This window comes from Candidatus Thiodiazotropha sp. AKAK3, from assembly GCF_058244645.1.
Map to the genome: position 1 here is coordinate 116,286 of NZ_JBSYOQ010000059.1, position 15,198 is coordinate 131,483.

A 15,198-nucleotide genomic window follows, 5' to 3' on the forward strand; every position below is an offset into this window, starting at 1 on the left:
AATGGATATAGGGTTCCAGAGGCTATTTAGAGGTAATCCCCGGTCTGTTAAAACTCAGTGGGCTGTCGGAACATTACAAAATATACCGCAAGTCCCACCAGGTTTAACCGGAGATTACCATTATCAGTCACTCTACTTAGAGTGAAAGAGCACCTTTCATCAAAGACATAACAGTGTCACCGCCTTGTGTTTGAAGAAAGTCGAGAACGATGGGCATAAATTTTCCGACCATATCTGAATCCATACCCAGATTACCGAATGATGAGGCGAGGTTAGCCAGATTTCCTGCTGAGCTGTTATCCCCAAGCATTGAAGCAACAGCACCAACTGCGCCAGACTCTTTACCTGAAGACTGGGCGCCGGACATCATCTCTTCAATACCGGGTACAACAGAAGCTATTTGCGAAAAATCTCCTTCTGAAAGATTGCTCTGAGCCATTTTAAACAGGGAGCCTGCGCCACCTGAGGCCTGTTCCGTACTAACCCCAAGCTGACTGGTGAGTGCTGACAACAGATCATTTGCGAAGACCGTGGCGGTGGAAAAAAGCAGTGAGATTGCAAAAAGCGTACGTGCGAAATTTTTCATTATTCCTTCCTCAGGTTTATATTCATGTATGGGCATTATATTCGCAAAAAGGGTTTTGTAGTTTCCCTGAATTGTAAAAGGGTGTTGCAGATTGAGAGCGTAAATGGGGTATTTAGCCAATTTTACGCTAGCCTTTGCCCATCCTATGCCAGGACGATTCAGGGTATAATTGCCATTTTGGCTAATGATGATATCTCATGAGTGAGCAAAGAAAGGCTGTTGCACTGATTTCCGGGGGGCTGGACTCGCTTTTAGCTGCCCGCGTCATTCAAGAGCAGGGTATACATGTTGAAGGCATTAACTTCTTTACCGGTTTCTGTGTAGAGGGGCACACTCATGCCATTCGTAAAAAGGATCAGAACAAGGCTAAGCGCAATAATGCCCTTTGGGTCGCTGAACAGCTGGGTATGAAGTTGCACATTGAAGATATCGTTGAAGATTACAAACAAGTTCTGACTAAGCCAAAGCATGGTTATGGCGCCAATCTAAACCCCTGTCTCGACTGTAAGGTCTTCATGGTTCGCAAAGCCCATGAGTGGATTCAGAAGAGAGGCTTCGATTTCATTATTACCGGAGAGGTAATTGGTCAGCGTCCGATGTCACAGCGAAAAGAGACCATGCCGATCATTTCCGATGAGTCTGGCGCCAATGATCTTTTGTTGCGGCCTCTCTGCGCAAAAAATCTGCCGGAGACTCTGCCTGAACGTGAAGGCTGGGTGGATCGTGAGCAGCTGTTCGATTTCTCAGGTCGCAGCCGTAAACCTCAAATGGCACTTGCCGCCAGTTTTGGTTTTGAGGACTATGCACAACCTGCAGGTGGCTGCTGTTTTCTTACCGATGAGCAGTATGCTGTCAAATTGAAAGATCTATGGCAGGCCCGCGGCAGTCGTGAGTATGAGATGGATGATATTATGTTGTTGAAGGTCGGTAGACATCTGCGTCCATCTCCTCACTATAAAGTGATCATTGCTCGTGAAGAGGGAGAAGCGAATTTTCTGCAAGGGTACAGAAAAAGCTTTCCACACATCAAGACAACCAGTCACGGCGGCCCACTGGCGCTTATAGATGGCGAGATATCTGATACGGATGTTGAGTTGATCGGTAGGCTGGTTGCCCGCTACAGTCAGGGTAGAGATGCTGATCAAGTGATTTTGGAGTTTACCAATAAAAGCGGTGACTCCCGTGATATACATTCAGTACCCCTGAAACCCCATGAGATACCCAAAGAGTGGCTGATTTGAATCGTCATCAGATTGATTGCCGGCGAATGCTCTGTCCAATGCCGGTTATCAAGGTGCAGAATGCGGTCGAGTCGTTGCCGGTTGGGGCGCTTGTAGAAGCTGTCTGTACCGATCCTGGTGCTTTGAACGATATTCCTGCCTGGTCAAGGATCAACGGTCACCGGGTAGTGGAGACGCGAACAGATGATGGTGAGTATATTGTGGTAGTTGAGGTTGTGGGCGAGTAGATATCATGAAAAGTGATCAACGCTATGAAATGAGCCGCAAGGCAGCGATTGTGGGAGCCATCACAAACAGCGTGTTGGCGCTATTGAAAATACTCTTCGGTTGGTTGGGTCACTCACAATCATTGATCGCTGATGGCATTCACTCTCTCTCTGATTTGCTGACGGATGCCCTGGTGCTGTTCACGGCACGTCATGCAAATGAGGAACCGGATGAAGAGCACCCTTATGGACATGGGCGATTCGAGACGGTTGGCACCTTAGTACTCGGCGGTTTCCTGATCACTGTTGGGGTTGGCATTGTCTGGGATGCTGTATTTCGCCTCTTCTCTCCTGAAGAACTACTGGTACCGGAAACCCTGACACTCTATGTGGCGGCGTTCTCCATCCTGGCGAATGAAGCCCTCTTCTTCTACACCCGTTATCTGGCAAATCTCATCAATTCAGATCTGTTGCGGGCAAACGCCTGGCACCATCGCAGTGATTCAGTATCCTCCATTGTGGTTCTGGTTGGTATCGGAGGCACCATCCTTGGCCTGCCCTATCTGGACGCAATTGCAGCTGTACTGGTTGGCTTGATGGTAGTGAAAATCGGTTGGGAACTCGGCTGGCAGGCACTACATGAACTAGCAGATGCCGGGCTTGAGGAAGAGTCACTAGAAGAGATACGCAAGGTCATTGGCAGCGTTTCCGGGGTGAACAATGTACATATGTTGCGTACCAGGAAGCTGGGCGGGCATGCACTTGCTGATGTCCATGTGCAGGTTGATCCCTGGTTGAGCGTTTCCGAGGGGCATAGAATTGCAGAAGTTGTTCAGTATGGATTGATTGATGGTGTCGATGTTTTGGAGGATGTTACTGTCCACATCGATCCCGAAGATGATGAGGCCGGACCCTCGTGTGCAAAATTGCCATTGCGAGAAGAAGCAGAAAAATTACTACTCTCCCACTGGTCTGAGATGGCCTGTTTCGATGAGCGGATGCGCATAGTGCTGCACTACCTGTCAGGAAAAATTGATGTGGATATCTATCTACCGAGCCACTGTTTCAAGTCAAGTGAAAGTGCGAGTGAACTGAAATCCGATTATCAAAAGGCCATTGAAGGATCTGAACTGTTCAGAACGGTTCAGGTCTGGTTTGGTTAGCACTAATCTGGTGCATTGATAATATTGGACGCACTACAATTGTGCGTCGTTCCAGGTTTGTACTTTTTTTCTAATTCATAGCTAGCAGGAAGCCAATCTAAGGACCCGTATCAGTTTTCTTTTTTGTATATAATAACCTATTAATTTCGCAGAATATTTCTATTGCTTAGGCTTAGCAGCCAAAGGTGAGTATTTCGCTATCATTATCAGTTTTTACCCATGGCATGATTCATGCTCTAATGCGTATTCCAAAGCGTCTGGTATAGTTGCCTGGCCGCCAAAGCTAATGAGTAGCTGATACTTGCTCAGCATTGTGTAAACCAAAACTCTTGGAGAATGAGATGGCCTCGAAAGCCCTTAAGATGATCAAAGACAATGACGTGAAATTCGTTGATCTCCGCTTTACCGATACTCGCGGTAAGGAGCAGCACGTTACTCTGCCAGTCAGTGAGATCAACGAAGAACTGTTCACTGATGGCAAGATGTTCGATGGTTCATCCATCTCGGGCTGGAAAGGTATTAATGAGTCGGACATGATTCTGATGCCTGAGGATGCCACTGCAGTCATCGATCCTTTCGCTGACGAGAATACGGTGAACATTCGCTGTGATATTCTTGAGCCTGCCACCATGCAGGGCTACGAGCGTGATCCTCGTTCTGTTGCCAAGCGTGCAGAAGCCTATCTGGCATCAACAGGAATTGCTGATGCTGCATTCTTTGGACCAGAGCCAGAATTCTTCGTGCTCGACGATGTTCGCTGGAGCGTCGATATGAGTGGTTCCATGGTGAAGATCGACTCTGAAGAGGCTGAGTGGAACTCTGAGCGTGTCTATGAAGATGGTAATATCGGTCATCGTCCCGGCGTCAAAGGCGGTTACTTTCCAGTACCCCCAGTAGATTCACTGCACGACCTGCGTGGTGCCATGTGCCTCGCCATGGAAGAGATGGGCGTACCTGTTGAAGTTCACCATCACGAAGTTGCTACTGCCGGTCAATGTGAGATCGGTACCCGTTTCAGTACCCTTGTAGAGAGAGCTGACTGGGTTCAGATACAGAAATACTGTACCTGGAATGTTGCCCACGCCTACGGCAAAACCGCGACCTTCATGCCTAAGCCAATCGTTGGTGACAACGGCTCTGGTATGCATGTGCATCAATCCCTATCTAAAGGTGGAGAGAACGTATTTGCAGGTGATCAGTATGGTGGCCTGTCTGAAACTGCGCTCTACTATATCGGCGGCATCATCAAGCATGCCCGCGCTCTGAACGCTTTCACCAATGCTTCTACCAACTCTTACAAGCGTCTGGTTCCAGGTTTTGAAGCACCAGTAATGCTGGCTTACTCCGCACGTAACCGCTCTGCTTCAATCCGTATTCCATGGGTATCAAGCCCTAAGGGTCGCCGTGTTGAGGTTCGTTTCCCTGATCCAACAGCCAACCCCTACCTGGCTTTCGCAGCCATGATGATGGCTGGCCTGGACGGTATCCAGAACAAGATCCATCCTGGCGATGCAATGGACAAGGATCTGTATGATCTGCCAGCTGAAGAGGCTGCAAGCATTCCAACAGTTTGTCATAGCCTTGATATGGCTCTGGAAGCACTCGATGCAGATCGTGACTTCCTCACAGCTGGTGGCGTTTTCACTGATGACCTGATCAATGGCTATATTGATCTGAAGATGGAAGAAGTGACCACCATGCGTATGACCACACATCCTGCTGAATTTGATATGTATTACAGCCTCTGATATTACAATCCGGGTTGATGTGTAGTTAAAACGCCCCCCTTCATCGGGGGGCGTTTTTTTTGCGAACTTCGTCGCTTGTTAGTTTTGCTCTGAATGTCTATGCTTGGCACTATGCGTATCGTAATCATATTAGTTATTCTTCTGCTTTCTCAGCCGCTTATGGCCAGAGATGTCTATAAATGGGTTACTGAGGATGGAGAGGTCGTCTACTCTGAATCCTATCAACCGGGCGCAGAGAAGATCCGTGTGAGTGATGAAAAGAGAAAATCATCCCTGAATGTGGAAAATCTGGATAAAGAGTCCGAAGCTGCGGCTACTGGTGAATATACCAATTTCGACATTGTTCAGCCGGGCAATGATGAGACCATACGCAGTGCCGAAGGATCGGTTTCCGTTGGTCTTTCCATCTCTCCTCCTCTGCGAAGCGGTCACATCATTCATCTCTATGTGGATGGTAGAAAACTTGACTCTGATATCACAACCTCGCAGCTGGTTTTGCAGCAGCTCAGTCGGGGCACACATACCCTTAATGCTGAGATCCTCGATGCAGAGGGTAATAAGATGAAAGAGACTGGCAGTACCACCTTCCATCTTCGCCAAGCTGAAGTTGAGTAATACCTCTTCCCTGTTTTACGGTTGCTTTAGAGCTGCTGATTACTCACGCGTCTACAGCTGGGTCAACCAGTAGCTCATGATGCGCCGATCTCCCCTTTTCCTCTGGTAAAAGCCAGCAACACTTTTGACCTCTCCAATTAAGCCCCAGTCCCATTTTCAGTTAAATTCAAACAGTCAATGTGATCGATGCACTATAATAGTGCAATAGACCTGCTTTGCTCACTATAACAAAGAGAAAGTTATGGGCATTCAAGTTCAGTTGGTTGATCGGTAGTTCATGAAACGCCATTGAAATACCTGAAGCTGCGCCTTTTAGTTAGGTTAGCTGCAAAAAAATGGTTGATCACTCTCCTATCTCTATCGTTGGTGTACTTATTGCAGGTAGTTTGACATGAACCCACATCATCCAAATTCTCCGATGGAGCGCCGAGTGCTTGATAATTTGAGCACAGCCATTCTGCTCTTCGATCGTAAATTTAATCTGCTCTTCATCAACTCATCAGCTGAGATGTTGTTTGGTGTAAGTGCCAAGAAGATGGTTGGGAACCCAGCGGCTGAACTGATCTACTGCTCCAGTGGGATAGTGAGGAATAATTTAAACCGTTCACTGGAGACCGGACAGCCATTTACAGAGCGAGAACACCAGCTGCAACTGCAGAAGGGGCGGGAGATTACAGTGGATTGTACGGTAATTCCCTTACGCTCTGGACAGTTTGTGAACGAATTTCTTGTAGAAATACAGCAGGTAGACAGACAGCTGAGAATCACTCGAGAGGAACAGATCCTGTCACGAAATCAAGCCAGCAGAGCACTGGTGAAAGGTTTGGCCCACGAGATAAAAAATCCACTGGGTGGTTTGCGTGGCGCAGCTCAGCTGCTGGAACGAGAGCTGCCCGATGAATCACTGACAGAATATACCCAGATAATCATTGAGGAAGCTGATCGACTTCAAAACCTTGTAAATACAATGATTGGGCCAAATCGCATCCCTGAAATGAAGCCTACTAACATTCACCAGGTTCTGGAACGGGTTTGTGGTCTGACCAAAGCAGAGACAGGGGCGAAGTTGGTGATCAGCAAAAATTATGATCCAAGTATTCCCGATATGACAGGGGATATGGATCAGTTAATCCAGGCATTTCTGAATATTGTCCGTAATGCTGTAAGGGCTGCGGGCCCGAATGGTGTGGTAGGAATCAATAGCCGGGTTTTACGACAGTTCACTATTGGCAATATACGCCACCGACTGGTGGCCTCGATTGAAATCTCAGATAACGGTCCGGGAATTCCACCGGAGTTACAAGAGCGGGTGTTCTTTCCCCTTGTCTCTGGCAGTGAAGGTATGGGGCTTGGTCTTTCCATATCCCAAACCTTAATCAACCGACATCATGGATTGATCGAATTTACCAGTAAACCTGGTGAAACAGTATTTAGAGTATTACTTCCTTTGGAGCAGGTAGATGGATAGAGCATGCCGGGTTTGGGTGATTGATGATGATCGCTCAATTCGATGGGTTTTGGAAAAAACCTTGGAAAAAGCTGAAATGGAGGTGACCAGTTTTGAGAGCGCAGACAGTGTGCTGAGTTCATTGGATAAGGGGCAACCAGATGTGGTCGTTTCCGATATCCGTATGCCGGGTATGGACGGGCTTGAGTTATTGGAACTGCTTCATGCTCGCTACCCAAATCTGCCAGTGATAATTATGACGGCTCATTCGGATCTGGAGAGCGCCGTCTCCGCTTATCATGGTGGTGCCTTTGAATATCTGCCCAAGCCTTTCGATGTAGACGATGCTGTACAGCAGATTCGTAGGGCTTGTCGTCAGCAGTTAACGGTTGAAGAGCAGCCTAAAATCGATGCTAAAGAGAGTGCGATGGAGATCATCGGTGAAGCGCCAGCCATGCAGGAGGTGTTTCGTGCTATCGGCAGGTTGGCTCGATCCAATATCACGGTATTGATCAATGGTGAGTCTGGAACAGGTAAAGAGTTGGTTGCCCAGGCTCTACACCGTCACAGCAGTCGTGCAGAAGGACCATTTATCGCCCTCAACATGGCAGCGATCCCCAAGGATTTAATGGAGTCAGAACTGTTTGGACATGAGCGGGGTGCTTTTACCGGTGCACAGACTCGTAGGGTTGGACGTTTTGAACAGGCAGATACAGGTACCCTGTTTCTGGATGAGATAGGTGACATGCCTGCGGAGTTGCAGACAAGACTCCTGCGTGTGCTTGCCGATGGTGAATTCTATCGTGTCGGAGGCCATGAGCCGGTGAAGGTGGATGTAAGAATTATCGCTGCGACTCATCAACATCTGGAAGGGCTGGTGAAAGAAGGTGCTTTTCGTGAGGACCTCTTTCATCGACTCAATGTAATCCGTATTCATCTGCCGTCGCTGCGTCAGCGTCGGGAAGATATTCCTTTGCTAATGGGCCATTTTCTTAAGTCAGCTGCAGAAGAGCTGGCCGTGGATTCAAAGCTATTGCTACCTGAGACAGAAGGTTATCTCAGTCAATTGGAGTGGCCGGGGAATGTTCGACAATTGGAGAATACTGCCCGCTGGCTGACTGTCATGGCTTCGGGTCAGGAGATCCATATTGAAGATCTGCCTACCGAGCTGAAAGAGACGGAGGTTGAGGGGGTTGCTCAGGATGATTGGCGGCAATCATTGAGAGGATGGGTCAAAAGGCGCCTTAATGAGGGTTGCGAAGGGATACTCAATGAAGCTGAACCTGATTTTGAAATGGTGATGATTGAGACAGCACTGGAGCACACAGCAGGCAAACGCCAGGATGCGGCCCGATTGCTGGGATGGGGACGCAACACATTAACAAGAAAGATTAAAGAGCTTGGAATGGAAGAGAGATAACTCTAATTCTGTTTAATGAGGTTTTTTGAGGCTTGTGAAGTTGGCTGTTCCATAGCTGATTGCCAACCCTCATCCCCAAAAAGATCGGGGTAACCCGGCTTTCATCTCAGGCTGGCATAAGGTTATGATGCCCCTCTTGAGCAACCGGAGCAGCTATTTTTTATGGTGCCCTTAAGGTTATTCATTCAAGATTTAGCAAAGCAGGTGATTCATGGATTCCAGCACAATTGATCTACCAGGTAGCGAGGTGGAGTCGGTCGAGTATGAAAACGGTACGCTGACGATCAGATTTTCAAAAACCATAATTATCAAAACCATGAGTGGTTCATCAGAGCGAACCCGATGGTGGCAGGCAGGTTCATTGATTTTTGAGAGTGCTGAACTGGAAACCACCCTACCCAGCTGTCCTACCATTTGTGAAGGTGGAGATGTCGGAGAGAATGTCTACACCTATAGGGATATGATTCCACTACCTCTGGATAGCCATGGAAGAGCCCGTTGCGATCTCAGATTCAAGGACCAGGAGCCACTACAGGCTTGGGCTGAAGGGGTAAAGTTGGAAATGGTAGACCGGCCCCGCTATATCGAGCATATACGTCCTGGAGATCAGGATTAGCCAAGCGGTTTCTGTAAAAAGTCTGATAAGAAGCTGACGGGCTGATTTGCCCTGATCTACCCGCACAAATCATGATCCAATGGGATTTTGCACTGCAACAGATCACTTTGTTGCCAGATCCAATGAAATTTTCACGATTTAAATTACCCTTTAAAAGAAGAATAACGGCATCTTAGAGACGATTAGAGGCTGTATGGGTGGTTAGAGGTCAATAAAAAGGCCTTTTTTATTTATATTTTACTGTATTATGGTTAAGCTTTTAAGATTCCGGACGATAAGGCCGATATCGAATACAAGGATGAACCTGCTCTAAGCAGCAAAGTTTCAATCACAATAAGCAGCGAAAATTATGTCAGTTGAGCTATTCAATAATGGTAGCCACATATGTGTGGCATTCAGGGATCTGGTATCTGGCGAAGCAGTTCAAGCCAACCAGTTCCTTATTTACGATCATCAACATGCTGCACTTATAGATCCTGGAGGGGAGTTAACCTACTCTCGCCTCTTCATGGCAATCAGTGATTATATGAATGTGAAGAAACTCGACTATGTAGTCGCTTCGCATCAAGACCCGGATATTGTTGCTTCAGTCAACAAATGGCTGGTTGGCACTGATTGTAAGGTCGTAGTACCTGCACTCTGGGAACGATTCATACCCCATTTCACGCGACCAGGCCGACTTGTTGATCGTGTTGTACCAATTCCTGATGAGGGCACCAATCTGCAGCTGGGAAATATCCGGCTGATGGCACTACCTGCCCATTTCCTGCATGCGGAAGGTAATTTCCAATTTTACGATCCACTTAGCAGAATACTTTTCTCTGGCGATCTAGGGGCAAATCTACCACCAGGTGATCTGAATGCCCCAGTGAAAAAATTATCAGAAGTGATGCCCTATATGGAGGGTTTTCACCGACGCTACATGAACTCCAATAAGGTATGCAGACTCTGGGCTAATATGGTTAGACAGCTCGACATCGAGATGATCGTACCCCAGCATGGTCGTGCCTTTATTGGTAAAAAGGTGGTCAAAGAGTTTATATCTTGGGTTGAGAATCTGGAGTGTGGTGTTGATCTCGTGACCCAGGCTAACTATCAACTGCCCTGAATCCCAGCTACAGTTTGTCGACCAATTCAGGGACCTCGTTCTCTGGAATTGGTCGACTAAAATAGTACCCCTGCAGGTATGGGCATCCAAGATGTATCAATACTCGCAACTGCTCCAGAGTCTCCACCCCTTCTGCTACAACATCAAGACCTAAAGCCCTACCAAGTGAGAGCACCGCATTCACGAGAGAGTATGGTTGATCCTGCACTGGTTCTTCTGCTTCATCAGGCCAATTCAGATCTGTTACGAAAGATCTATCAATTTTCAGTTGTCCTATGGGGGCTTTGTCTATTGTGGCAAGAGATGAATAGCCGGTACCAAAGTCATCTACAGAAAAGGTAATATTCAGCTGCGAAAGTCTGTTTAGGGTTTCGTTGGCGATTTTGTTGTTGGGTAGAAGGAGTGACTCAGTGATTTCAAATACGAGACAGCTTGGGTCAATCTGGTATTTCTCAATAATCTCTTCGACCTGACTATAAAATGTTGGTGATGTTATCTGTTTTGCGCTGATGTTAATCGCATAGGATATATTTGAGTCAAAGACTTTCTGCTTGCGCCACTCGACAATCTGTTTTACTACCTCTTCAATGACCCAGATTCCGATTTTTACAATCATTCCAGTATCTTCAGCAACATTTATAAATTTATCTGGTGTTACTATCCCACGATAGGGGTGCTGCCAACGCAGTAGTGCTTCGACCGCATGAATGATTCCATCTTTATCTACTTGGGGTTGATAAAAAAGCTTAAACTGCTGCTCGATTAATGCAACATGCAGCTCTGCCTCAACAGTCATACGCTGTTTTGCTGCTTCCTGCATAGAGGATTGAAAAAATCGTGCCATGCCTCGGCCATCACTCTTGGCCTGGTACATTGCTGTGTCTGCTTGACGCACAATATCATTGATGTTGTCGTCATCATGAAATGGAAAGATAGAGATTCCTGTACTTACAGTTATCTGAAAAATGTGGCCATCAATTATGATTGGTTCATTGAGGGATTCGGCAATATGTTCAGCAAAGCGTTGCGCAATAACTGCCATCATATTGTTGTCAGAATGTTGTTCAGCAAGCAGTATTACAAACTCATCCCCACCCATTCGAGCCAGCATGTCTTCACGGCGAATATGTTCGCGTAATCTCTTTGTAAAGCTGATCAAAAGTTTGTCACCTGTATGGTGACCGAGTGAATCATTTACATTTTTAAAGTGGTCTAGATCCATAAAAAGCAGAGCGCCAGATTTGCCCTGCCGAAGCGCGAGTGAAAGTGCTGTCTCTAACTGATCAAAAAGTGAAGTACGGTTGGGTATCTTAGTAAGCGTGTCGTGGTGAGCTTGAAAGTGAATCTTCTCTTCCGATTCTTTAAGTTCAGTGATATCACTGATAACGACAAGAATAGTTTCAGACCAGTGAGAACTGTTAGGTGATGAATTTTTATTATTGAGCCGGCGTCCCTGAATCCTACCGACAAAGATATTGTTCTCTTTATCATTCGAGCCAATTTTGAATCGGACATCGATGTGTTTGTTGTCAGGTTTGTTTGAGAACGCTTTGAAGCGGCTGCGGTATATATTTTGGTCAGCCGGAAGCATAAATTCCGCGAGTGCCTTACCGGAGAGGATATATTTCTCAATCCCCAACATAGAGGCAAACATTTGATTGGCGCGAACTATAATTCCGCTATCGTCCAAGCTGACATATCCCACTGGCGCATCGTTATAAAGGTCAAGATACTGTTGGTGAGTAAACTCTAGTTTAATTTGTGATTGTCGTAACTCATCGTTCTGTAGTTCAAGTTCAATTTGATGAACATGTAAATCCTGTAAAAGCCTGTCACGGTCAGCTATCTTTTTTTCGAAATCAATTCGTGCCCGTCTTTGTGCAATCTTTTCAGCTTTATCACGCATGAATTCGTGGTGTACGCTGACAGGATTGTTTTTATCATTACTACTCAACTCTAGTCTCCACGCTTCAATTTAATGACTTGAGTAGGCCAACAAACCAATGGCGGTTGTCGATAGTGACTTCTGAAAGAGTCAGTATACAAGGGATGGTTTTTCCATCTTTCTTTTTGACTTGAACTTCCCGGCTGGTGCCGATGACTTTTGAAGTGCCCTCCTTCAAATATCTACTGATATGGTGGTCATGTTGTGAGGCATCCTTATCAGGCATTAACATTGAGATGTTGTTATTAATCAACTCTGATTGTTCGAAGTCGACCAGCTCTAAAAGTTTATCGTTTACCTCTTGAATGACACCGTCATCATTAATAAGCACATAGGCATCGCTAACCTTGAGCAGTGCCTCCATGCGTAGTTCGCGCTCAACCAACTCATTGAGGGCTTTTTTTAGTCCACTTGTATTAATAAAAGTAAAAACCACACCTGAGTAAGTATTCGGTGCTATCTGATAAGGAAAGACCCGTAATAAAAACTCGTCATTATTGTCAGAGCTAACTTTTTTTATCTCGATCCCTTTTTCTGTGTATAGAACCTTTTTAGCCAGTTCAATGATATCTACATCCTTGAGACTATGGGAGAGATGACTGACCGGCCGACCAATGTCCTGGTCTATAACACGAAACAGTTGAGTAACTTCTGGTGTAAAGCGACGTACTTCCAGATTTTCGTCAAGAAACAGGGTGGCAACACGGGTGTTACGCAGTAAGTTGTCCAAGTCGTTGTTGACTTCTGTCAGCTCTGTAATCTTGCCTTGAAACTCTGAGTTGACGGTATAGAGTTCTTCATTGACGGATTGCAGCTCTTCGTTGGTACTTTGCAACTCCTCATTACTCGCCAGCAACTCTTCATTGGTGGCTTGAAGCTCTTCATTCGAGGTTTCAAGCTCTTCAACTGTGGCCTGCAGATTCTCTCTGGTAAATTGAAGCTCATTCTCAAGATCTACAATGCGTTGCTGAGCCTCCTTGCCGACATTATAGGTTTCTGCAGAAAAAGTTTCTGATTCAAGGGTAGTACGTACCTCTTCAATAAAAACTGCAACCAACAATGCCTGTCGCTTTTTTGTGGGCAGAGGTTTTAGTCGCATATCGACGACTTTATGTACCGCTTCCATATTCAAGTTGATGTTGGAGTAGACTAACTCCTCTTTGCTCTTAAAAACTTTTTGCAAGCCGGTGGTTAGAGGAATTGATAAATCCTTAATCACCAGTTTTGAGACATCATTGACCACCTTCCCAGTAGAAAACTGTAGATAGTCTTTTGCATCGCCAGCGACATGCATCAGTTCCAGTGTTTCGCTGACGACGAGGCAGAATGGTAAATAGTCTCCTGCTACACCTTCAACGAGTCTTTCCAGGAGACGTTCCTCCTCCTGGAGACGGGCGCTTGTACCGCGTCCTGCCATACGATTGTTGTTGTACCATCGTTTGGCATCGAAATTTATAGCGGGTTCTGATAGTTCTGAATGTTTGCGCCGTCCCCGTGATTGATAAATGCGCCATTTATGGTCGATCGGTTCGAAATATTCGGCCATTTCACCAGTGGTCTCACTGCTTCCCAGAAACAGGATGCCCTTGGGGTTAAGTGCAAAATTGAATAGTTCAAGTACACGCTTTTGCAGTACGGGTTGAAGGTAGATAAGCAGGTTGCGGCAACTGATCAGATCCATATTGGTAAAGGGCGGATCCTTGACCAGGTTGTGCTGTGCAAAGACCACCATCTCCCTGACCTGGCGACTGATGTGGAACCCCTCGTCTCGGCGATAAAAATATTTGGAGAGCATGCCTGGCTCAATATCTGCGACTGCACTTTCAGCAAATACCCCTGCACTGGCAGTAAGAATCGCTTCCCTGTCCACATCTGTGGCAAATATTTTGACGTCTGTTCTGAGGTTTTGCTTCTCGATCTCCTCACAACATAAAATGGCCAGGCTATAGGCCTCTTCACCGGTTGAACAACCACTCACCCAGAGTCTGAGCTTGTCCTCTTTCGCATCTAGAAACAGTTGTGGTAGATACTTGTTTGCGATTCCCTTAAAAGCTTCAGGATCTCTAAAAAAGCTGGTAACTCCTATCAGGAGATCTTTATGCAGACTGTTGAGTTCAACAGGGTAGCCTTCCATAAACCTGACATAGTCGTTTAAATCGTGTATTTGATTGACCGCCATGCGACGTTCGATACGTCTTATGATGGTAGTCGGTTTATAGTAGGTGAAATCAATTTTGCTGCTTTCCCGAAGCAGGGCAAATATTCTTGCTACCCCATCCTCATCGTTGAGCACCGTGCTGTCATATTCATCCTTGGCAGTAAACGGGTGTTTCAAGTAGGAGAGTAACTGAATGGGCATCTCATTCGGCGGAAGAATGTAGTCCACCAGTCCGGTAGCGATTGCGCTGCGGGGCATGCCGTCAAAGGCAGCGGTCTCTTCGGCCTGAACCATGACCATGCCCAGCTCTTCCTTAATGGCACGAATGCCACTGGTACCATCACTACCAGTGCCAGAAAGCACTATGGCGATCGCTTTTGCGCCCTGGTCTTCGGCCAGAGAGCGGAAGAATATATCAATGGGGAGATTGATGCCTCGTGAATCCCTGTCCTGTTCCGAGAGGATGATACGACCATGGAAGAGGCGGAGATTTTTATTGGGTGGGATCAGATAGACTGAGTTAGGCTCTACCCCCATTCCATCCTCAGCCCGGTGGACCGGCATTCTGGTACGCTTTGAAAGCAACTCTGCCATCAGGCTTTTGTGGTCTGGGGAGAGATGCTGTATTACGACGAAGGCCACCCCGCTTACTGGTGGCATCTCCTTGAAAAGAGCCTCTATGGCTTCCAATCCACCTGCCGAAGCACCAATACCGACTATGTGTGTGGGGTGTGCTGCTTGTTCCACTTTGTTGGATTGTGCCTTGTCATCACTGTTCTTCTCATTCATATCGGAGCTTGGTCATGGTGTTGGTGTATGATTCCCATAATATAATACTTATTAAGATAGTATCTTGAATGCTGTCGATCAACAAATTTAAGTCCCATTTGCGTCGTTGATATTTAAGGGAACAAGCAACTATTAACCCGGCGACTAAGTATGTCG

Annotated in this window: 12 protein-coding genes; 9 read left to right on the top strand and 3 right to left on the bottom strand. The window is 46.5% G+C overall.

Annotated features, from left to right (window positions below; genetic code table 11):
* Nucleotides 1–136 precede the first annotated feature (136 nt).
* Nucleotides 137–586, bottom strand: coding sequence for a DUF2780 domain-containing protein (locus tag AC4IE7_RS15085; RefSeq protein ID WP_490777679.1), 450 nt, complete (start codon nt 584–586; stop codon nt 137–139).
* A gap of 197 nt (nt 587–783) precedes the next feature.
* Here AC4IE7_RS15085 and AC4IE7_RS15090 point away from each other — a divergent pair, with 197 nt between their 5' ends.
* From AC4IE7_RS15090 to AC4IE7_RS15130, 9 genes are all read left to right on the top strand, one after another.
* A complete protein-coding gene (locus AC4IE7_RS15090; RefSeq protein WP_490777680.1) occupies nt 784–1,827 on the top strand; it encodes a tRNA (5-methylaminomethyl-2-thiouridylate)-methyltransferase in 1,044 nt (347 codons plus the stop codon).
* Complete coding sequence (locus tag AC4IE7_RS15095) at nt 1,815–2,054, top strand: sulfurtransferase TusA family protein (RefSeq protein ID WP_490777681.1); 240 nt, start codon at nt 1,815–1,817, stop codon at nt 2,052–2,054. The genes AC4IE7_RS15090 and AC4IE7_RS15095 overlap by 13 nt, the downstream gene beginning before the upstream one ends.
* Nucleotides 2,055–2,059: 5 nt before the next feature.
* The gene (locus AC4IE7_RS15100) at nt 2,060–3,196 is read left to right on the top strand and encodes a cation diffusion facilitator family transporter (RefSeq protein ID WP_490777682.1); all 1,137 of its coding nucleotides are present in this window, start codon (nt 2,060–2,062) and stop codon (nt 3,194–3,196) included.
* Between the two features lie 341 nt (nt 3,197–3,537).
* Nucleotides 3,538–4,944 (top strand): glutamate--ammonia ligase, encoded by a 1,407-nt coding sequence (gene glnA / locus AC4IE7_RS15105; protein ID WP_490777683.1) that lies wholly within the window; start codon nt 3,538–3,540, stop codon nt 4,942–4,944.
* A gap of 111 nt (nt 4,945–5,055) precedes the next feature.
* Nucleotides 5,056–5,559, top strand: coding sequence for a DUF4124 domain-containing protein (locus AC4IE7_RS15110; protein WP_490777684.1), 504 nt, complete (start codon nt 5,056–5,058; stop codon nt 5,557–5,559).
* 418 nt (nt 5,560–5,977) lie between these two features.
* Nucleotides 5,978–7,027 (top strand): nitrogen regulation protein NR(II), encoded by a 1,050-nt coding sequence (glnL, locus tag AC4IE7_RS15115; protein WP_490777760.1) that lies wholly within the window; start codon nt 5,978–5,980, stop codon nt 7,025–7,027.
* The gene (ntrC, locus tag AC4IE7_RS15120; protein WP_490777685.1) at nt 7,020–8,426 is read left to right on the top strand and encodes a nitrogen regulation protein NR(I); all 1,407 of its coding nucleotides are present in this window, start codon (nt 7,020–7,022) and stop codon (nt 8,424–8,426) included. The genes glnL and ntrC overlap by 8 nt, the downstream gene beginning before the upstream one ends.
* A 211-nt stretch (nt 8,427–8,637) precedes the next feature.
* Nucleotides 8,638–9,042, top strand: a complete 405-nt coding sequence (locus AC4IE7_RS15125) for a hypothetical protein (RefSeq protein WP_490777686.1) — start codon at nt 8,638–8,640, stop codon at nt 9,040–9,042.
* Nucleotides 9,043–9,391: 349 nt separating this feature from the next.
* Nucleotides 9,392–10,150 carry an oxygen-binding di-iron domain-containing protein gene (locus tag AC4IE7_RS15130; RefSeq protein ID WP_490777687.1) on the top strand — a complete coding sequence of 253 codons (759 nt, stop codon included), beginning with the start codon at nt 9,392–9,394 and terminating at the stop codon, nt 10,148–10,150.
* Between the two features lie 7 nt (nt 10,151–10,157).
* On the opposite strand, the gene AC4IE7_RS15135 is transcribed toward AC4IE7_RS15130, so the two are convergent.
* Both AC4IE7_RS15135 and AC4IE7_RS15140 read right to left on the bottom strand, forming a co-directional pair.
* A complete protein-coding gene (locus AC4IE7_RS15135; protein WP_490777688.1) occupies nt 10,158–12,104 on the bottom strand; it encodes a putative bifunctional diguanylate cyclase/phosphodiesterase in 1,947 nt (648 codons plus the stop codon).
* 16 nt (nt 12,105–12,120) lie between these two features.
* On the bottom strand, nt 12,121–15,042 hold the full coding sequence (locus tag AC4IE7_RS15140; protein WP_490777689.1) for a chemotaxis protein CheB: 2,922 nt from the start codon (nt 15,040–15,042) through the stop codon (nt 12,121–12,123).
* Nucleotides 15,043–15,198 lie beyond the last annotated feature (156 nt).

Coding starts and splice junctions, on each gene's coding strand:
- AC4IE7_RS15085 (WP_490777679.1), bottom strand. CDS start 586: ATGAAAAATTTCGCACGTACGCTTTTTGCAATCTCACTGCTTTTTTCC.
- AC4IE7_RS15090 (WP_490777680.1), top strand. CDS start 784: ATGAGTGAGCAAAGAAAGGCTGTTGCACTGATTTCCGGGGGGCTGGAC.
- AC4IE7_RS15100 (WP_490777682.1), top strand. CDS start 2,060: ATGAAAAGTGATCAACGCTATGAAATGAGCCGCAAGGCAGCGATTGTG.
- glnA (WP_490777683.1), top strand. CDS start 3,538: ATGGCCTCGAAAGCCCTTAAGATGATCAAAGACAATGACGTGAAATTC.
- AC4IE7_RS15110 (WP_490777684.1), top strand. CDS start 5,056: ATGCGTATCGTAATCATATTAGTTATTCTTCTGCTTTCTCAGCCGCTT.
- glnL (WP_490777760.1), top strand. CDS start 5,978: ATGGAGCGCCGAGTGCTTGATAATTTGAGCACAGCCATTCTGCTCTTC.
- ntrC (WP_490777685.1), top strand. CDS start 7,020: ATGGATAGAGCATGCCGGGTTTGGGTGATTGATGATGATCGCTCAATT.
- AC4IE7_RS15125 (WP_490777686.1), top strand. CDS start 8,638: ATGGATTCCAGCACAATTGATCTACCAGGTAGCGAGGTGGAGTCGGTC.
- AC4IE7_RS15130 (WP_490777687.1), top strand. CDS start 9,392: ATGTCAGTTGAGCTATTCAATAATGGTAGCCACATATGTGTGGCATTC.
- AC4IE7_RS15140 (WP_490777689.1), bottom strand. CDS start 15,042: ATGAATGAGAAGAACAGTGATGACAAGGCACAATCCAACAAAGTGGAA.